This window comes from Enterobacter cloacae complex sp. ECL72, assembly GCF_019056635.1.
GTDB lineage: Bacteria > Pseudomonadota > Gammaproteobacteria > Enterobacterales > Enterobacteriaceae > Enterobacter > Enterobacter hormaechei_C.
In genome coordinates, this window is the sequence record NZ_CP077659.1 from 171,398 (window position 1) to 188,240 (window position 16,843).

Annotated in this window: 16 protein-coding genes and 1 other annotated feature; of the genes, 11 read left to right on the forward strand and 5 right to left on the reverse strand. The window is 56.0% G+C overall.

Annotated features, from left to right (window positions below; genetic code table 11):
- Nucleotides 1-50 precede the first annotated feature (50 nt).
- Nucleotides 51-1,436, forward strand: coding sequence for a DNA repair protein RadA (gene radA / locus KTH07_RS00875; protein WP_017383829.1), 1,386 nt, complete (start codon nucleotides 51-53; stop codon nucleotides 1,434-1,436).
- Between the two features lie 35 nt (nucleotides 1,437-1,471).
- Nucleotides 1,472-2,704 (forward strand): multifunctional transcriptional regulator/nicotinamide-nucleotide adenylyltransferase/ribosylnicotinamide kinase NadR, encoded by a 1,233-nt coding sequence (gene nadR / locus KTH07_RS00880; RefSeq protein ID WP_023303055.1) that lies wholly within the window; start codon nucleotides 1,472-1,474, stop codon nucleotides 2,702-2,704.
- A gap of 83 nt (nucleotides 2,705-2,787) precedes the next feature.
- Here nadR and KTH07_RS00885 read toward each other — a convergent pair whose 3' ends face one another.
- The gene (locus tag KTH07_RS00885; RefSeq protein WP_017383828.1) at nucleotides 2,788-3,789 is read right to left on the reverse strand and encodes a zinc-binding alcohol dehydrogenase family protein; all 1,002 of its coding nucleotides are present in this window, start codon (nucleotides 3,787-3,789) and stop codon (nucleotides 2,788-2,790) included.
- 107 nt (nucleotides 3,790-3,896) lie between these two features.
- On the opposite strand from KTH07_RS00885, the gene KTH07_RS00890 reads away from it, so the two are divergent.
- Nucleotides 3,897-4,796: a LysR family transcriptional regulator gene (locus KTH07_RS00890; protein WP_015572618.1), complete on the forward strand. Its 900-nt coding sequence runs from the start codon at nucleotides 3,897-3,899 to the stop codon at nucleotides 4,794-4,796.
- Between the two features lie 128 nt (nucleotides 4,797-4,924).
- On the opposite strand, the gene ettA is transcribed toward KTH07_RS00890, so the two are convergent.
- Nucleotides 4,925-6,592: an energy-dependent translational throttle protein EttA gene (ettA, locus tag KTH07_RS00895; RefSeq protein WP_006810191.1), complete on the reverse strand. Its 1,668-nt coding sequence runs from the start codon at nucleotides 6,590-6,592 to the stop codon at nucleotides 4,925-4,927.
- 226 nt (nucleotides 6,593-6,818) lie between these two features.
- Here ettA and sltY point away from each other — a divergent pair, with 226 nt between their 5' ends.
- The gene (gene sltY, locus KTH07_RS00900; protein ID WP_017694548.1) at nucleotides 6,819-8,756 is read left to right on the forward strand and encodes a murein transglycosylase; all 1,938 of its coding nucleotides are present in this window, start codon (nucleotides 6,819-6,821) and stop codon (nucleotides 8,754-8,756) included.
- A gap of 55 nt (nucleotides 8,757-8,811) precedes the next feature.
- Complete coding sequence (trpR, locus tag KTH07_RS00905; protein ID WP_003856511.1) at nucleotides 8,812-9,141, forward strand: trp operon repressor; 330 nt, start codon at nucleotides 8,812-8,814, stop codon at nucleotides 9,139-9,141.
- A 27-nt stretch (nucleotides 9,142-9,168) separates the two neighbouring features.
- Here the strand turns inward: trpR and yjjX are convergent, their stop codons facing one another.
- Complete coding sequence (yjjX, locus tag KTH07_RS00910; protein WP_015572619.1) at nucleotides 9,169-9,684, reverse strand: inosine/xanthosine triphosphatase; 516 nt, start codon at nucleotides 9,682-9,684, stop codon at nucleotides 9,169-9,171.
- A 48-nt stretch (nucleotides 9,685-9,732) separates the two neighbouring features.
- On the opposite strand from yjjX, the gene gpmB reads away from it, so the two are divergent.
- The gene (gene gpmB / locus KTH07_RS00915; RefSeq protein ID WP_006810187.1) at nucleotides 9,733-10,380 is read left to right on the forward strand and encodes a 2,3-diphosphoglycerate-dependent phosphoglycerate mutase GpmB; all 648 of its coding nucleotides are present in this window, start codon (nucleotides 9,733-9,735) and stop codon (nucleotides 10,378-10,380) included.
- On the opposite strand, the gene robA is transcribed toward gpmB, so the two are convergent.
- Entirely contained in the window at nucleotides 10,377-11,246 is an 870-nt protein-coding gene (gene robA, locus KTH07_RS00920; protein ID WP_015572620.1) for an MDR efflux pump AcrAB transcriptional activator RobA, read from the reverse strand. The two genes, gpmB and robA, sit on opposite strands and share 4 nt — an antisense overlap.
- A 214-nt stretch (nucleotides 11,247-11,460) precedes the next feature.
- Here robA and creA point away from each other — a divergent pair, with 214 nt between their 5' ends.
- On the forward strand, nucleotides 11,461-11,931 hold the full coding sequence (creA, locus tag KTH07_RS00925) for a protein CreA (RefSeq protein WP_032103047.1): 471 nt from the start codon (nucleotides 11,461-11,463) through the stop codon (nucleotides 11,929-11,931).
- A 48-nt stretch (nucleotides 11,932-11,979) separates the two neighbouring features.
- Here the strand turns inward: creA and arcA are convergent, their stop codons facing one another.
- A complete protein-coding gene (gene arcA, locus KTH07_RS00930) occupies nucleotides 11,980-12,696 on the reverse strand; it encodes a two-component system response regulator ArcA (RefSeq protein WP_003856501.1) in 717 nt (238 codons plus the stop codon).
- A gap of 95 nt (nucleotides 12,697-12,791) precedes the next feature.
- Between arcA and yjjY the strand changes: the two genes are divergently transcribed.
- The 4 genes from yjjY to thrA all read left to right on the forward strand — a co-directional run bounded on the left by yjjY (nucleotide 12,792) and on the right by thrA (nucleotide 16,842).
- Nucleotides 12,792-12,932: a protein YjjY gene (gene yjjY / locus KTH07_RS00935; protein ID WP_001541509.1), complete on the forward strand. Its 141-nt coding sequence runs from the start codon at nucleotides 12,792-12,794 to the stop codon at nucleotides 12,930-12,932.
- A 399-nt stretch (nucleotides 12,933-13,331) separates the two neighbouring features.
- On the forward strand, nucleotides 13,332-14,024 hold the full coding sequence (locus KTH07_RS00940; RefSeq protein ID WP_017694547.1) for a tRNA/rRNA methyltransferase: 693 nt from the start codon (nucleotides 13,332-13,334) through the stop codon (nucleotides 14,022-14,024).
- A 206-nt stretch (nucleotides 14,025-14,230) separates the two neighbouring features.
- Nucleotides 14,231-14,299 (forward strand): thr operon leader peptide, encoded by a 69-nt coding sequence (gene thrL / locus KTH07_RS00945; RefSeq protein WP_015572623.1) that lies wholly within the window; start codon nucleotides 14,231-14,233, stop codon nucleotides 14,297-14,299.
- Nucleotides 14,238-14,355 (forward strand) — a sequence feature (Thr leader region). (Overlaps the previous gene by 62 nt.)
- Before the next feature lie 24 nt (nucleotides 14,356-14,379).
- On the forward strand, nucleotides 14,380-16,842 hold the full coding sequence (gene thrA, locus KTH07_RS00950) for a bifunctional aspartate kinase/homoserine dehydrogenase I (protein ID WP_023295899.1): 2,463 nt from the start codon (nucleotides 14,380-14,382) through the stop codon (nucleotides 16,840-16,842).
- Nucleotide 16,843: the final 1 nt, after the last annotated feature.

The window sequence follows — 16,843 nt, forward strand, 5'->3', positions numbered from 1 at the left end:
GCGTCAGCGCCACCCGGCGCGCAGACCGCACAGAAATAACGAGGTAAACCGTGGCGAAAGCTCCAAAACGCGCATTTGTCTGTAATGAATGTGGTGCGGATTATCCGCGCTGGCAGGGGCAATGCAGCGCCTGCCATGCCTGGAACACCATCACCGAAGTGCGTGGTGTGGCGGCTTCGCCGAGCGTGGCCCGCAATGAACGGCTGAGCGGCTATGCGGGCAATGCAGGCGTGTCGAAGGTACAAAAACTTTCGGATATCAGCCTGGAAGCGCTGCCGCGCTTTTCCACCGGATTCAAAGAATTTGACCGCGTGCTCGGCGGTGGCGTAGTGCCGGGCAGCGCCATTCTGATCGGCGGTAACCCGGGCGCGGGTAAATCGACCCTGCTGCTGCAAACGCTCTGCAAGCTCGCCGAACAGATGAAAACCCTGTACGTCACGGGGGAAGAATCACTTCAGCAGGTGGCGATGCGCGCGCACCGCCTCGGCCTGCCGACCGGCAATCTGAATATGCTTTCGGAAACCAGCATCGAGCAGATCTGCATGATCGCCGAAGAAGAGCAGCCGAAGCTGATGGTGATTGACTCCATTCAGGTGATGCATATGGCTGACATTCAGTCGTCACCGGGAAGCGTGGCGCAGGTGCGTGAAACCGCGGCCTACCTGACGCGCTTTGCCAAAACGCGCGGCGTGGCGATTGTGATGGTTGGTCATGTGACCAAAGACGGCTCGCTGGCGGGACCGAAAGTGCTTGAACACTGTATCGACTGCTCGGTGATGCTCGATGGCGATGCGGATTCCCGTTTTCGTACCCTGCGCAGCCATAAAAACCGCTTTGGCGCGGTGAATGAGCTGGGCGTGTTTGCCATGACCGAGCAGGGGCTTCGCGAAGTCAGCAACCCGTCGGCCATCTTCCTGAGCCGTGGCGACGAGATCACGTCCGGTAGTTCGGTGATGGTGCTGTGGGAGGGGACGCGTCCGCTGCTGGTTGAAATTCAGGCGCTGGTGGATCAATCGATGATGGGCAACCCGCGGCGCGTGGCGGTCGGTCTGGAACAGAACCGCCTGGCGATCCTGCTGGCGGTGCTGCACCGTCACGGCGGTCTGCAAATGGCGGATCAGGATGTGTTCGTCAACGTGGTTGGTGGGGTGAAGGTTACGGAAACCAGCGCGGACCTGGCGCTGCTGCTGGCGATGGTCTCCAGCCTGCGCGACAGGCCGTTGCCGCAGGATCTGGTGGTGTTTGGCGAGGTGGGGCTGGCCGGCGAGATCCGCCCGGTGCCGAGCGGTCAGGAGCGTATCTCCGAAGCGGCAAAACATGGCTTCCGCCGCGCGATTGTTCCGGCCGCCAACGTGCCGAAAAAAATCCCGGAAGGGATGCAGGTTTTTGGCGTTAAAAAACTCGCAGATGCGTTAAATGTCTTTGACGACTTATAATTACGTATTCGATTTTGCAGGAGGCACCGTAATTTATGTCATCATTTGACTACATCAAGACCGCTATCCGCCAGAAGGGCTGCACGTTGCAGCAGGTGGCGGACGCCAGCGGCATGACCAAGGGCTATCTGAGCCAACTGCTGAACGCCAAAATCAAAAGCCCCAGCGCGCAGAAGCTGGAAGCGCTGCACCGTTTTCTGGGGCTTGAATTTCCGCGGATGCAAAAGAACATTGGCGTGGTGTTCGGTAAGTTCTACCCGCTGCATACCGGGCATATCTATCTGATCCAGCGCGCCTGTAGCCAGGTCGACGAACTGCATATCATCATGGGTTATGATGAAACCCGCGATCGCCAGCTGTTTGAAGACAGCGCCATGTCGCAGCAGCCCACCGTGCCGGACCGCCTGCGCTGGCTGCTTCAGACCTTTAAGTACCAGAAAAATATACGCATTCATGCTTTTAACGAAGAGGGCATGGAACCGTACCCGCACGGCTGGGACGTGTGGAGCAACGGCATCAAAGCGTTTATGGAAGAGAAGGGCATTGCGCCTAACTGGATCTACACCTCTGAAGAGTCCGACGCGCCGCAGTTCCGTGAGCATCTGGGCATTGAGACGGTGCTGATCGATCCTAAACGCACCTTCATGAACATCAGCGGGGCGCAGATCCGCGAGAACCCGTTCCGTTACTGGGACTACATCCCGACCGAGGTGAAGCCGTTCTTCGTGCGTACGGTGGCGATCCTCGGCGGCGAGTCGAGCGGGAAATCGACGCTGGTAAATAAGCTGGCTAACATCTTCAATACCACCAGTGCGTGGGAGTATGGCCGCGATTACGTCTTCTCACACCTTGGCGGCGACGAGATGGCGTTGCAGTATTCCGACTACGATAAAATCGCGCTCGGTCATGCCCAGTACATTGATTTTGCGGTGAAATACGCCAATAAAGTCGCCTTTATTGATACCGATTTCGTCACCACGCAGGCGTTCTGCAAAAAGTACGAAGGGCGCGAGCACCCGTTTGTGCAGGCGCTGATTGACGAATACCGCTTTGATCTGGTGATCCTGCTGGAAAACAACACCCCATGGGTTGCCGACGGCATGCGCAGCCTGGGCAGCTCGGTGGACAGGCGGGAGTTCCAGACCATGCTGGTAGAGATGCTTAACGAGAACAACGTTGAGTTTGTGCATGTGGAAGAGTCGGACTACGATTCCCGCTTCCTGCGCTGCGTCGAGCTGGTGAATGAGATGATGGGGGAGCAGGGTTAATAACTTCCCCTCTCCCACCAGGAGAGGGGACTTTAATCTCCCTCTCCCAAAGGGAGAGGGCCGGGGTGAGGGAATCAGTCCACTCAATACTCAACCACCACCTTCCCACGCATATGCCCCTCCAGTACCCTGCGGTGCGCTTCGGTAATGCTTTCCACGCTTAGCCCGTGCAGCGTTTCGCTGAGCGAGCTTTCCACCACGCCGTTATCCACCAGCTTCGCCACCTCATCTAAAATCTCACCCTGACGCGCCATATCCGCAGTCTGGTACATGCTACGGGTGTACATAAACTCCCAGTGCAGGGCGGCAGATTTGGACTTCAGCTTGTCCTGGTTCAGCGGATGCGCGTTTTCAACGATGGAACAAATGTCTCCCTGAGGGGCAATCAGATCGCTGACCGCATCCCAGTGCCCGTCGGTATCGTTGAGGATAAAAATGTAATCCACAAAGGTGAGCCCCTGTTTCGCCAGTTCTCCCTTCAGGTCGCGGTAATTTACAACAATGTCAGCCCCGCGATCGCGACACCACCGGGCGGAATCTTCTCGTGAAGCGGTTGCGACGATCTTCACCTTGCTGTTGTGCTTCGCAAACGGGATCGCCAGCGATCCGACTCCACCCGCGCCGCCAATTATCAGCAGCGTTTTATCTGCGTCGGCATCCTGAATCTTCAGCCGTTCAAACAGGCCTTCCCACGCGGTGAGCGCCGTCAGCGGCAATGCAGCCGCGGCGGCCCAGTCAAGGCTTGCAGGCTTGTGCCCGACAATACGCGCATCGATCAGCTGGTGCGTGGTATTACTGCCCGGACGGGTGATATCCCCCGCGTACCACACTTCGTCACCCGGTTTGAATCCGGTGACGCCAGCCCCAACGGCTTGTACGATACCGCTGGCATCCCACCCGAGAATGCGCGGCTCCTTCAGTCCGCTTTTGGCAATGCCTGCATGTACCTTGGTGTCCACCGGGTTTACGGAGACGGCTTTTACCTCCACCAGCAGATCGTGTTCACCGGGCTGCGGCATCGGCGGAGTGATTTCAACGAAGGTGGACGGATTTTCCGGGTTAACGGCAATGGCTTTCACTGACATGGTGTGCTCCTCAATGGCATGCGTTTTGTTGAGGCTAGTCTATTAAGTGGTCAGCTGCATGATAAGATGGACAATCCAGAACTCAGCGTTCGTACAGGTGAACAATCATGTTTAAACAGCTTCAGGATATGGCGCTGTTTGCGCTGGTGGCCGAGATGGGCAGCTTTACCGCGGCGGCGCAGAAGGCGGAACTGCCGAAATCCAGCGTCAGCCAGCGGATTAGCCAGCTGGAGCAGCAGGTGGGGATCCGTCTGTTGAATCGCACCACGCGCAGGATCAGCCTGACGTTTGCAGGCGAGCACTATCTGGTGCACTGTCGTGAAATGCTGGCGGCCAGCGAGCGCGCGGAGTATGCCATTCAGCGGCTGCGCGAAAACCCCAGCGGGCGGCTGCGGATCACCTGTCCGGCGGGAATTGGCGCGACGCTGCTGGCGCATATGAATGCCGAGTTCCAGCTTCGCTATCCGGACGTGTCGCTGGATGTGTCGATCTCAGACGACGTGGTGGATCTGGTCGAGTCTGGCTTTGACGTGGCGCTGCGCACCGGCAAACCGCAGGATTCTTCCCTGATTGGCCGCATGATTGGGCACTGTCCGCGCTACATGCTGGCCTCGCCCCACTACCTGGCGCGTCGGGCGCCGTTAATCCATCCCCGACAGCTGGTGGAGCACCGCTGCATTACGCACCGGGCATGGTCGGAGTGGCTTCTGCGAAGCGAGAGTGAGGATTATCGGTATCTGCCGGATAACGCCCATATGACCGATAACCTGGTGTACGCCCGGGAATGCGCCATTGCCGGGGCGGGGATCACGCTGTTACCCGCATTCCTGCTGGAAGATAAGATCGAAAAGGGCGCGCTGGTGAAGGTGCTGCCGGCGTGGAGCGTTGAGGGAAACGATCTCTGGCTGGCCTACCCGAGCCGTAAGCTCAATTCGCCTGCGCTGATGAGCTATATCGACTTTGCGATGCAGTTTGATGAGGTGAAGCGGTATTACGTGGGCAAATAAAAAAGCCGGGTGGCGGCTTCGCCTTACCCGGCCTACACACTGTGCGGCCTGATGCCCTCACCCTGGCCCTCTCCCACGGGGAGAGGGTACAAACATAAAAAACGGCAACCGAAGTTGCCGTTTTGCTTTTATTTCGCAATACGCTTGTACTTAATACGCTTCGGCTCCAGCGCGTCTGCGCCCAGCGTGCGTTTCTTGTACTCTTCGTATTCGGTGAAGTTACCTTCGAAGAACTCCACCTTACCTTCGTCCTGGTAGTCCAGGATGTGGGTTGCGATGCGGTCCAGGAACCAGCGGTCGTGCGAGATAACCATCGCGCAGCCCGGGAACTCCAGCAGGGCGTTTTCCAGCGCGCGCAGGGTTTCGATGTCCAGGTCGTTGGTAGGTTCATCAAGCAGCAGAACGTTGCCGCCAACCTGGAGCAGCTTCGCCAGGTGCAGACGACCGCGCTCACCGCCGGACAGCTCGCCCACGCGTTTGCCCTGGTCAGTGCCCTTAAAGTTAAAGCGGCCAACGTAAGCGCGGCTTGGCATCTCGGTGTTGCCGATACGCATGATATCCAGACCGCCGGAAACCTCTTCCCACACGGTTTTGCTGTTATCCATTGCGTCGCGGAACTGGTCCACGGAAGCCAGCTTCACGGTTTCACCCAAGGTGATAGAGCCGCTGTCAGGCTGTTCCTGACCGGACATCATGCGGAACAGGGTTGATTTACCTGCGCCGTTCGGACCGATGATGCCAACGATAGCGCCTTTCGGCACGGAGAAGGTCAGGTCGTCGATCAGCAGACGGTCGCCGTAGGACTTACGCAGGTTGGTCACTTCAACCACTTTATCCCCCAGACGAGCTCCAGGTGGAATAAACAGTTCGTTGGTTTCGTTACGTTTCTGGTATTCAGTGTTGTTCAGCTCTTCGAAGCGTGCCAGACGGGCTTTGCCCTTGGACTGACGGCCTTTCGCGCCCTGACGCACCCACTCCAGCTCTTTCTCGATAGACTTACGACGCGCCGCTTCCTGAGATGCTTCCTGCGCCAGACGCTGATCTTTCTGCTCCAGCCAGGAGGAGTAGTTGCCTTCCCACGGAATACCTTCGCCGCGGTCCAGCTCCAGGATCCAGCCCGCAACGTTGTCGAGGAAGTAACGGTCGTGGGTAATCGCCACCACGGTGCCTTCGAAGTCGTGCAGGAAGCGCTCCAGCCACGCCACGGATTCCGCATCCAGGTGGTTGGTAGGTTCGTCGAGCAGCAGCATGTCTGGTTTTTCCAGCAGCAGGCGGCACAGCGCCACGCGGCGGCGTTCACCACCGGACAGGTTAGCGATTTTCGCATCCCAGTCTGGCAGACGCAGGGCATCGGCCGCGCGCTCCAGCTGCACGTTCAGGTTGTGACCGTCGTGCGCCTGGATAATCTCTTCATATTTGCCCTGCTGAGCGGCCAGTTTGTCGAAGTCCGCATCCGGCTCGGCGTATTTGGCATACACTTCATCCAGACCCTTCAGGGCGTTAACCACCTCGGATACCGCTTCTTCAACGGATTCACGCACGGTGTGTTCCGGGTTCAGCTGGGGTTCCTGCGGCAGGTAGCCGATCTTAATGCCAGGCTGCGGACGGGCTTCACCTTCGATGTCTGTATCGATGCCGGCCATGATGCGCAGCAGGGTGGACTTACCGGCACCGTTGAGACCCAGAACACCGATTTTTGCGCCCGGGAAGAAGCTCAGCGAGATATTTTTAAGAATATGACGTTTCGGCGGGACAACTTTGCCGACACGATGCATGGTATAAACGAATTGAGCCACGTTGGACTTCGCCTCTTTTATCGTGATGAGAATGAATTTCAGCCTCGAAGTGTAGCCTTTTTCACGCCCTAATCCCAGCCAGGAACGTCGGGAGTGTTAAAACGCGCAAGAAAGGTAAAAAAGTGTCCATGACGTGGCGCGTTGTGGGATGCCTGGTTAGCATAAGTTGATGTAACTTTGACGTGGCAAGACGCTGCAACTGACGAAAAACAATGAGGAAGAGCTTGTGGAAAAAGCCAAACGGGTGGTCTGGCGTCTGCTGGCTGCCAGCGTATGCGTAATGGCGGTAAGCCAGGCGGTGCATGCCGATTCACTGGATGAACAACGTAACCGCTATGCCCAGATTAAACAGGCATGGGACAACAAGCAGATGGATACCGTGCAGGCGCTGATGCCGACGCTGAAGGATTATCCGCTGTATCCGTATCTTGAGTATCGTCAGATCACGGACGATCTCATGAATCAACCGACCGTCACCGTGAATAACTTCATTCAGGCGAACCCGACCCTGCCGCCTGCGCGCACCCTGAAGTCCCGGTTTGTGAACGAGCTGGCCCGTCGCGAAGACTGGCGCGGCCTGCTGGCCTTCAGCCCGGATAAACCGGGCGCGACGGAAGCGCAGTGTAATTACTATTATGCGAAATGGGCGACCGGTCAGCAGGAGGAAGCCTGGACCGGCGCGAAAGAGCTGTGGCTGACGGGCAAAAGCCAGCCAAACGCCTGTGACCCGCTGTTCAGCGCCTGGCGCGCCTCGGGCAAGCAGGATCCGCTCTCTTACCTGGAACGTATTCGCCTGGCGATGAAGGCCGGAAACACCCGGCTGGTCACAGTGCTGGCGGGCCAGATGCCCGCAGATTATCAGACTATTGCGTCTGCCGTTATCAGTCTGGCAAACGATCCCAATACCGTGCTGACGTTTGCGCGTACTACCGGCGCGACCGATTTTACCCGCCAGATGGCGGCGGTGGCCTTTGCCAGCGTGGCGCGTGATGATGTGGAAAACGCCCGGCTGATGATCCCGCAGCTGGTGCAGGCCCAGCAGCTTAATGACGATCAAACTCAGGAGCTGCGCGATATCGTTGCATGGCGACTGATGGGGACAGATGTCACCGACGAACAGGCGCGCTGGCGTGACGATGCGGTGATGCGTTCGAACTCTGTCTCGCTGGTGGAGCGTCGCGTGCGCATGGCGCTGGGAACGGGCGATCGTCGTGGCCTCAATACCTGGCTGGCGCGTCTGCCGATGGATGCCAAAGAGAAAGATGAATGGCGTTACTGGCAGGCGGACATGCTGCTGGAACGTGGTCGTGAAGATGAAGCCAAAGAGATCCTCCACTCCCTGATGCAGCAGCGTGGATTCTACCCGATGGCGGCGGCGCAGCGTCTGGGCGAGGAGTACACCCTGAAGATCGACAAAGCGCCAGCCAACGCGAACCCGGCGCTGACGCAGGGGCCGGAAATGGCGCGCGTGCGCGAGCTGATGTACTGGAATCTGGATAATACCGCGCGCAGCGAATGGGCGAATCTGGTCACCAGCCGTACCACCGATGAGAAAGCGCAGCTTGCCCGCTATGCATTTGATAATCGCTGGTGGGATCTGAGCGTGCAGGCGACGATCGCCGGCAAACTGTGGGATCATCTCGAAGAGCGTTTCCCGCTGGCTTATAAGGATCTGTTCGATCGCTACACCAGCGGCAAAGATATTCCGCAAAGCTACGCGATGGCCATTGCCCGTCAGGAGAGCGCCTGGAACCCGAAAGTGCGTTCTCCGGTGGGTGCCAGCGGCCTGATGCAGATTATGCCGGGTACCGCGACGCACACGGTGAAGATGTTTAATATTCCAGGCTACAGCAGCCCGTCCCAGCTGCTGGATCCGGAGACTAACATCAACATCGGTACCAGCTACTTGCAGTACGTCTATCAGCAGTTCGGTAATAACCGTATCTTCGCGTCAGCGGCGTACAACGCCGGGCCTGGCCGCGTGCGGACATGGCTTGGCAACAGCGCAGGGCGCATCGACGCCGTGGCGTTTGTCGAGAGCATTCCGTTCTCGGAAACGCGCGGCTATGTGAAGAATGTGCTGGCTTATGACGCCTACTATCGCTACTTCATGGGGCAGAAAGATACCCTGATGAGCGATGCCGAGTGGCAGAGACGTTACTGATCGGCGCGGGTTGTGTTATGCTGTACTCGCTAATGAGTACAAGAGGCAGCATAACATGACCCAGCATTCCCCGTATTCCTCGGCCATGGCCGAACAGCGTCATCAGGAGTGGCTTCGTTTTGTGGAGTTGCTCCGCCAGTCTTACGACAAAGATCTGCATTTACCGTTACTACAGCTGATGCTGACGCCCGATGAACGCGAAGCGCTGGGCACGCGGGTACGCATTATTGAGGAACTGCTGCGCGGCGAAATGAGCCAGCGCGAGCTGAAAAACGAGCTGGGCGCGGGTATTGCGACCATCACCCGTGGTTCAAACAGCCTGAAGTCGGCGCCGGTTGAACTGCGTCAGTGGCTGGAAGCGGTATTGCTGAAAAACGCCGGATGACGGCTTCGCCTTATCCGGCCTGCAAACTTAACGATAAATCGCGTTATGGAACGGACTTAACGCCAGAATAACGGCCTGGTGGTAAACGCCTGAACGCGTAAGCTTGCCACCCGTAAAGACGCCAATCGCCCCCTCTTTACGACCAATTTCATCAATGCCGGTGTAGTGCGACATTACCGGCCCCAGCGCCTCACCCGCGCGGACTTTCTCCAGTATGACTTCCGGCAGCGGCAGCGTGGCAGAACGCGCTTCGCCGCGCTGCTCACGGCTTTCGATGACAACCCAGCTGAAGGTCGCCCCTTCGTCGATGCCTGCTTCAATCGCGACCCAGAAGTCAGCGTCTGGCGCGGCGGCTTTTGCATTCGCCACGCGATTTCGTGCGCCAGCGCGTGTTTCCTCGCTGCCAAACGGCTGTTCCGGCACACCGCTCTCGACGCCGACGGCGTCAATATGGCAGGATCCTTCGCCGAAGATCTCTTCAAATGCCCTTAGAATTGCCTGAATTTTGGCAGGATTGGTGGTAGCAGAGACAACATGGTGCATAATTAAGCTCGATTTAAAAAATTCATCGCAGTATAACGGAAAAAAAGTATGTTACAGGTATACCTTGTTCGCCACGGTGAAACGCAGTGGAACGCCGAGCGACGTATTCAAGGCCAGTCAGATAGTCCTCTCACCGACAAAGGCGTGCAGCAAGCGTGGCAGGTGGCGGAGCGCGCCAGAACGCTGGGTATCACTCACGTCATCTCCAGTGATTTAGGCCGCACGCAGCAGACGGCACGCATCATCGCCGATGCCTGTGGCTGCGACGTGACCCTCGAACCGCGTCTGCGCGAGCTGGATATGGGCGTGCTGGAAAAACGTCCTATCGATACGCTGACGGAAACCGAAGAAGGCTGGCGCCGCACGCTGGTGAACGGCACTGAAGATGGTCGCATCCCTGAAGGGGAATCCATGCAGGAGCTGAGCGTGCGCATGCATGCCGCGCTGGCCGAGTGCCTGAAACTCCCGGCAGGTAGCCGACCGCTGCTGGTTAGCCACGGTATCGCGCTGGGTTGCCTGGTGAGCACCATTCTGGGACTGCCGGCTTACGCCGAACGCCGTTTGCGTCTGCGCAACTGTTCCATTTCCCGTATCGACTATCAGGAAAGTGCCTGGCTGGCATCGGGGTGGGTAGTTGAGATGGCAGGGGACATTTCGCATCTTGATGCCCCTGCTCTGGACGAATTGCAGCGTTAACGACGTACCGGAATCAGGAATTCCATACGCAGATTGATAGGGCCTTCTTCCGGTTTAGCATCTTGCGCCGGATAGTAGCGCTCAATGTCCTGACCTTTACGGCGATTCAGATTCAGCATCGGCATGCAGGTCCCGTAAACGGTCAGGATGAACTCCTGAACGCCCGTTCCTAAACCTTCGTATGAGAACATCACATACTCGCCGCCTTCCAGCACGACAGGCTTCGAGCCATGAATGTAACCGTTCGCCATGTCAGGCGTCAGCGCCGTGGTATAGAACACCTCCTGCTCGTCGTCTTTTTCCTGGCTGGGATGCGTTTCGTTCAGGCCATACAGAATCGGCGGGAGCGCCGGAGCATGGCTTAAAAATTCGCGCCAGAACTGAACGCGCATCTGATGGCGGAACTCGGAGATCTGCTCCAGGGAACAGGAGTAGCTCTGCGTGGTGCCGACCAGGTGCGTTTCCGGCAGGGTGATGATTTCATATTTTGGCATCGCAAACTCGCCCAGACGCAGCGGCGGACGCATACCAAAGGAGCTCCAGTCCGGCGAGCGGCGATAAAGCGCTGGCGTTAACGAGAACTGTTTTTTAAAGGCGCGGGTGAAGGTTTGCTGTGAATCGAAGCGATATTGCAGGGCAATATCCAGGATTGGTCGCGCGGTCAGGCGCAACGCGACAGCAGACTTTGATAAACGACGTGCGCGAATATAGGCACCGATAGCATGACCGGTGACATCCTTGAACATCCTTTGCAGATGCCACTTGGAATAGCCTGCTTTTGCCGCCACATTATCCAGTGACAAAGGCTGGTCGAGATGACCTTCCAGCCAGGTGAGCAGGTCGCGAATAATTCCAGCCTGATCCATATACTATCCTCATCCTTAAAACTGCCGCAGGTGCCTGTTTACAGGTTAGCGGATAATAGCATTTTTTGACGTTTTAGCATTCAGTGTTTTTTTTGCGCATAAATGCTTTTTGTAGTGATTTATGTGCGGATATATTCTAATCCTGTGATCTTGCTACATTTTTATCTAACCTGTTGAATAATCGCTCAGCGTAATTTTTATGAATGGTAACAATATGAAATACAAGGTTTTAGTCTTTACAGCACTGGCGCTGATGGCAGGGCGCGTGGCACAGGCGGAGCAAATTGGCTCCGTGGATACTGTGTTTAAAATGTTTGGGCCGGACCACAAAATTGTGGTGGAAGCCTTTGACGATCCGGACGTTAAAAACGTCACCTGCTATGTCAGCCGGGCAAAGACCGGCGGGATTAAAGGCGGCCTGGGGCTGGCTGAAGACACGTCTGACGCGGCCATCTCCTGCCAGCAGGTTGGCCCGGTGGAATTGAGTGACAAAATCAAAAACGGCAAAGCGCAGGGCGACGTCGTATTCCAGAAACGGACCTCGCTGGTGTTCAAAAAGCTACAGGTGGTCCGTTTTTATGACGCGAAGCGTAACACCCTGGCTTATCTGGCTTATTCCGACAAAGTCGTGGACGGCTCACCGAAAAACGCGATAAGCGCGGTACCGATTATGCCGTGGCATTGATAAAAAAAACGGCGCAAATGCGCCGTTTTTTACTGCGTGACGGGAGAATTACTCCTGGAGGTCACCGCAGAAACGATAGCCTTCACCATGGATCGTGGCGATGATTTCCGGCGTATCCGGCGTAGATTCGAAGTGCTTACGAATACGACGGATGGTTACGTCAACGGTACGATCGTGTGGCTTCAACTCACGACCGGTCATTTTCTTCAGCAGTTCTGCACGGGACTGAATCTTGCCCGGGTTCTCGCAGAAGTGCAGCATCGCGCGGAATTCACTGCGCGGCAGTTTGTACTGCTCACCGTTCGGGCTAATCAGCGAACGGCTATTGATATCAAGTTCCCAGCCGTTGAATTTGTAGCTGTCGACGCTACGACGCTCTTCACTTACCGTACCCAGATTCATGGTGCGGGACAGCAGGTTGCGTGCACGAATGGTTAACTCGCGAGGGTTGAACGGCTTGGTGATGTAGTCATCCGCGCCGATTTCCAGACCAAGAATTTTATCAACCTCGTTGTCACGGCCCGTCAGGAACATCAACGCGACGTTCGCCTGTTCACGCAGTTCGCGCGCCAGAAGAAGCCCGTTTTTGCCCGGCAGGTTGATATCCATAATCACCAGGTTGATATCATTTTCAGAAAGGATCTGATGCATCTCTGCGCCATCGGTCGCTTCAAAGACATCGTAGCCTTCTGCTTCGAAAATGCTCTTTAACGTGTTGCGTGTTACCAACTCGTCTTCAACGATAAGAATGTGCGGGGTCTGCATGTTTGCTACCTAAATTGCCAACTAAATCGAAACAGGAAGTACAAAAGTCCCTGACCTGCCTGATGCATGTCGCAAATTAACATGATCGGCTTAACGTGACTAAAGTACGTAATTGCGTTCTTGATGCACTTTCCATCAACGTCAACAACATCATTAGCTTGGTCGTGGGTACTTTCCCTTTGGACCCGACAGTGTCAAAAACGGCTGTCATCCTAACCATTTTAACAGCAACATAACAGGCTAAGTGACACCGGACACCCAATAAAACTACGCTTCGTTGACATATATCAAGTTCAATTGTAGCACGTTAACAGTTTGATGAAATCATCGTAGCTGAATGCTAGCCTTTGTCACAATTTTTCAATAAACCAACTAGTTGCGGACATTGATTGATAAACGGTACGAATCCAATCAGAAAAGAGTATTCATATGGTCATTATCATTACAAAACATAAGGATAATGGACTTCTGTTAACATTCTAACTGATTGTTCAGCCACAAAATAGTTTAGCTTTTTTTAATTGTTATGAAACGCTATTTCGGTGATTTGTGTTGCAAAATTGTAAATTCGTGCTGCGTAATATGATGAACTGAATCACATTTTTACCTGCTAACTGATTAAAAAGAGAGCGTAAATGCATCTGTCGATTGTGCTGGTGGCACCAGCAAGAGCTGAAAATATTGGCGCTGCGGCGCGTGCCATGAAGACTATGGGGTTTACCGATTTGCGTATTGTGGACAGCACGGCGCATCTGGAGCCTGCTGCGCGCTGGGTGGCGCACGGTTCGGGTGATATTCTCGATAATATAACCACTTACGCTACGCTCGCCGACGCACTCCACGATATTTCGTTTACCGTCGCGACGACCGCGCGCAGCCGGGCGAAGTTTCACTATTACGCCACGCCTGCTGAACTGGTGCCGATGCTGGAAGAGAAAAGCCTGTGGCTGGAGAAAGCCGCGCTGGTGTTTGGGCGAGAAGATTCCGGGCTGACTAACGAAGAGCTGGAGCTGGCTGACGTGCTGACGGGCGCGCCGATGGTGGCGGATTATCCGTCACTCAATCTGGGGCAGGCGGTGATGGTCTATTGCTATCAATTAGCATCCTTAATACAAATTTCTCAGCCACCGGTGACAGTTTCGGATGAAAACCAGCTGGCGGCACTGCGTGTTCGTGCAGATAAGCTTCTTGAGCAGTTGGGCGTCGCTGACGATCAAAAAATGGTGGACTGGTTACAGCAGCGCCTGGGGCGTCTTGAGCAGCGCGACACGGCAATGCTGCACCGATTGCTTCATGATATTGAAAAAAAAATTAGCCGAGTAAAATAGTGTCATAGGTTTTTATTATGGCCGATCCTGCTGATGTCTGGGGTTGCATCTGGGGTATTCCGATGAAAATAAATCTGCCCGCAGCGGGACGTGAGAATATCTCGAATTGTGATCGAATTAAAAATTCATTGACTTAAGGGGCTCGATCCTTTAACCCTAAAAGAATAGAGCACAGACAGATAATAATGACAGAGTACACAACATCCATGAAACGCATCAGCATCACCACCATTACTACAACCATCATCATTACCACAGGTAACGATGCGGGCTGACGCGTACAGGAAAAACAGAAAAAAGCCCGCACCTGAACAGTGCGGGCTTTTTTTTCGGCTAAAGGAAATGAGGTAGAACCATGCGAGTGTTGAAGTTCGGCGGTACGTCAGTGGCAAATGCAGAACGTTTTCTGCGTGTTGCCGATATCCTGGAAAGCAACGCCAGGCAGGGGCAGGTGGCCACCGTGCTCTCTGCCCCGGCCAAAATCACGAACCACCTGGTGGCGATGATTGAAAAAACCATCGGTGGTCAGGATGCACTACCGAACATCAGCGACGCCGAGCGTATCTTTGCCGATCTGCTTCAGGGGCTGGCCGACGCCCAGCCTGGTTTCCCGCTGGCGCAGCTGAAAAGCACCGTTGAACTTGAATTTGCCCAGATTAAACACGTTCTTCACGGTATCAGCCTGCTTGGTCAGTGCCCGGACAGCATCAACGCGGCGCTGATTTGCCGGGGTGAAAAACTCTCTATCGCCATCATGGCTGGCGTGCTGGAAGCGCGCGGTCACCACGTGACGGTCATCGATCCGGTTGAAAAACTGCTGGCTGTGGGCCACTACCTTGAATCCACCGTCGACATTGCCGAGTCGACACGCCGTATTGCGGCGAGCAAAATCCCGTCTGACCATATGATCCTGATGGCAGGCTTTACCGCCGGTAACGAGAAGGGCGAACTGGTGGTGCTGGGGCGTAACGGCTCTGACTACTCCGCTGCCGTGCTGGCGGCCTGTTTACGCGCAGACTGTTGTGAGATCTGGACTGACGTCGACGGCGTTTATACCTGCGATCCGCGCCAGGTGCCGGACGCCAGGCTGCTGAAGTCGATGTCGTACCAGGAAGCGATGGAGCTTTCCTACTTCGGCGCTAAAGTTCTTCACCCGCGTACCATCTCCCCGATTGCCCAGTTCCAAATCCCTTGCCTGATTAAGAATACCGGTAACCCTCAGGCGCCGGGCACGCTGATTGGCGCCAGCGCGGATGAAGATGACCTGCCGGTGAAAGGCATTTCTAACCTCAATAACATGGCGATGTTCAGCGTCTCCGGCCCGGGGATGAAGGGCATGGTCGGCATGGCGGCACGCGTCTTTGCCGCTATGTCCCGCAACGGGATCTCTGTGGTGCTGATCACGCAGTCTTCTTCCGAATACAGCATCAGCTTCTGCGTTCCGCAGGGTGATTGCCTGCGTGCCCGCCGCGCGCTGGAAGAAGAGTTCTATCTGGAGCTGAAAGAAGAGCTGCTGGAGCCGCTCTCGATTCAGGAACGTCTGGCGATTATCTCTGTGGTCGGCGACGGCATGCGCACCCTGCGCGGTATCTCCGCCAAATTCTTTGCCGCGCTGGCGCGGGCCAATATCAATATCGTGGCGATTGCCCAGGGCTCATCAGAGCGTTCCATTTCCGTTGTCGTGGATAACGATGACGCCACTACCGGCGTGCGCGTGGTGCATCAGATGCTGTTCAACACCGACCAGGTGATTGAGCTGTTCCTGGTGGGCGTCGGTGGTGTCGGTGGCGCGCTGCTGGAGCAGGTGAAGCGCCAGCAGGAGTGGCTTAAGAAGAAACATATCGATTTGCGCGTTTGCGGCATTGCGAACTCGAAAGCGTTGCTGACTAACGTCCACGGTCTGAATCTGGAAAACTGGCAGGCGGAGCTGGAAGAGGCGAAAGAGCCATTTAACCTGGGCCGCCTGATCCGCCTGGTGAAAGAATATCACCTGCTTAACCCGGTGATTGTTGACTGTACCTCCAGCCAGGCGGTGGCCGATCAGTACGCCGACTTCCTGCGCGAAGGGTTCCACGTGGTGACGCCAAACAAAAAGGCCAACACCTCGTCGATGGATTACTATCACCAGCTGCGGCTGGCGGCGAGTAAGTCGCGCCGTAAGTTTCTGTATGACACCAACGTGGGCGCGGGCCTGCCGGTCATCGAGAACCTGCAAAACCTGCTGAACGCGGGCGACGAACTACAGCGTTTCTCCGGCATCCTCTCCGGCTCCCTGTCGTTTATCTTCGGCAAGCTGGACGAAGGGATGAGCTTGTCGGAAGCCACCCGCGCCGCGCGCGAGCTGGGCTACACCGAGCCGGATCCGCGCGACGACCTCTCCGGCATGGACGTGGCGCGTAAGCTGCTGATCCTGGCGCGCGAAACTGGCCGCGAGCTGGAGCTTTCGGATATCGTGATTGAGCCGGTGCTGCCAGCAGAATTTGATGACAGCGGTGACGTCAGCGCCTTTATGGCCAGGTTGCCGCAGCTTGACGACGCCTTTGCCGCACGCGTTGCGAAAGCCCGTGATGAAGGTAAGGTATTGCGCTATGTTGGCAACATTGAAGAAGACGGCGTCTGCCGGGTGAAGATTGCCGAAGTGGATGGCAACGATCCGCTGTACAAGGTGAAAAACGGCGAGAACGCCCTGGCGTTCTACAGCCATTATTATCAGCCACTGCCGCTGGTGCTTCGCGGCTATGGCGCAGGGAATGATGTGACGGCGGCAGGCGTGTTTGCCGATCTGCTGCGTACCCTGTCATGGAAGTTAGGAGTTTAAG

Excerpts from the sequence above, each read along its gene's own strand:
- KTH07_RS00890 (WP_015572618.1), top strand. The coding sequence starts at position 3,897 with ATGTTTAAACAGCTTCAGGATATGGCGCTGTTTGCGCTGGTGGCCGAG.
- trpR (WP_003856511.1), top strand. The coding sequence starts at position 8,812 with ATGACCCAGCATTCCCCGTATTCCTCGGCCATGGCCGAACAGCGTCAT.
- KTH07_RS00885 (WP_017383828.1), bottom strand. The coding sequence starts at position 3,789 with ATGTCAGTGAAAGCCATTGCCGTTAACCCGGAAAATCCGTCCACCTTC.
- KTH07_RS00940 (WP_017694547.1), top strand. The coding sequence starts at position 13,332 with ATGCATCTGTCGATTGTGCTGGTGGCACCAGCAAGAGCTGAAAATATT.
- creA (WP_032103047.1), top strand. The coding sequence starts at position 11,461 with ATGAAATACAAGGTTTTAGTCTTTACAGCACTGGCGCTGATGGCAGGG.
- arcA (WP_003856501.1), bottom strand. The coding sequence starts at position 12,696 with ATGCAGACCCCGCACATTCTTATCGTTGAAGACGAGTTGGTAACACGC.
- gpmB (WP_006810187.1), top strand. The coding sequence starts at position 9,733 with ATGTTACAGGTATACCTTGTTCGCCACGGTGAAACGCAGTGGAACGCC.
- robA (WP_015572620.1), bottom strand. The coding sequence starts at position 11,246 with ATGGATCAGGCTGGAATTATTCGCGACCTGCTCACCTGGCTGGAAGGT.
- thrA (WP_023295899.1), top strand. The coding sequence starts at position 14,380 with ATGCGAGTGTTGAAGTTCGGCGGTACGTCAGTGGCAAATGCAGAACGT.
- nadR (WP_023303055.1), top strand. The coding sequence starts at position 1,472 with ATGTCATCATTTGACTACATCAAGACCGCTATCCGCCAGAAGGGCTGC.
- yjjX (WP_015572619.1), bottom strand. The coding sequence starts at position 9,684 with ATGCACCATGTTGTCTCTGCTACCACCAATCCTGCCAAAATTCAGGCA.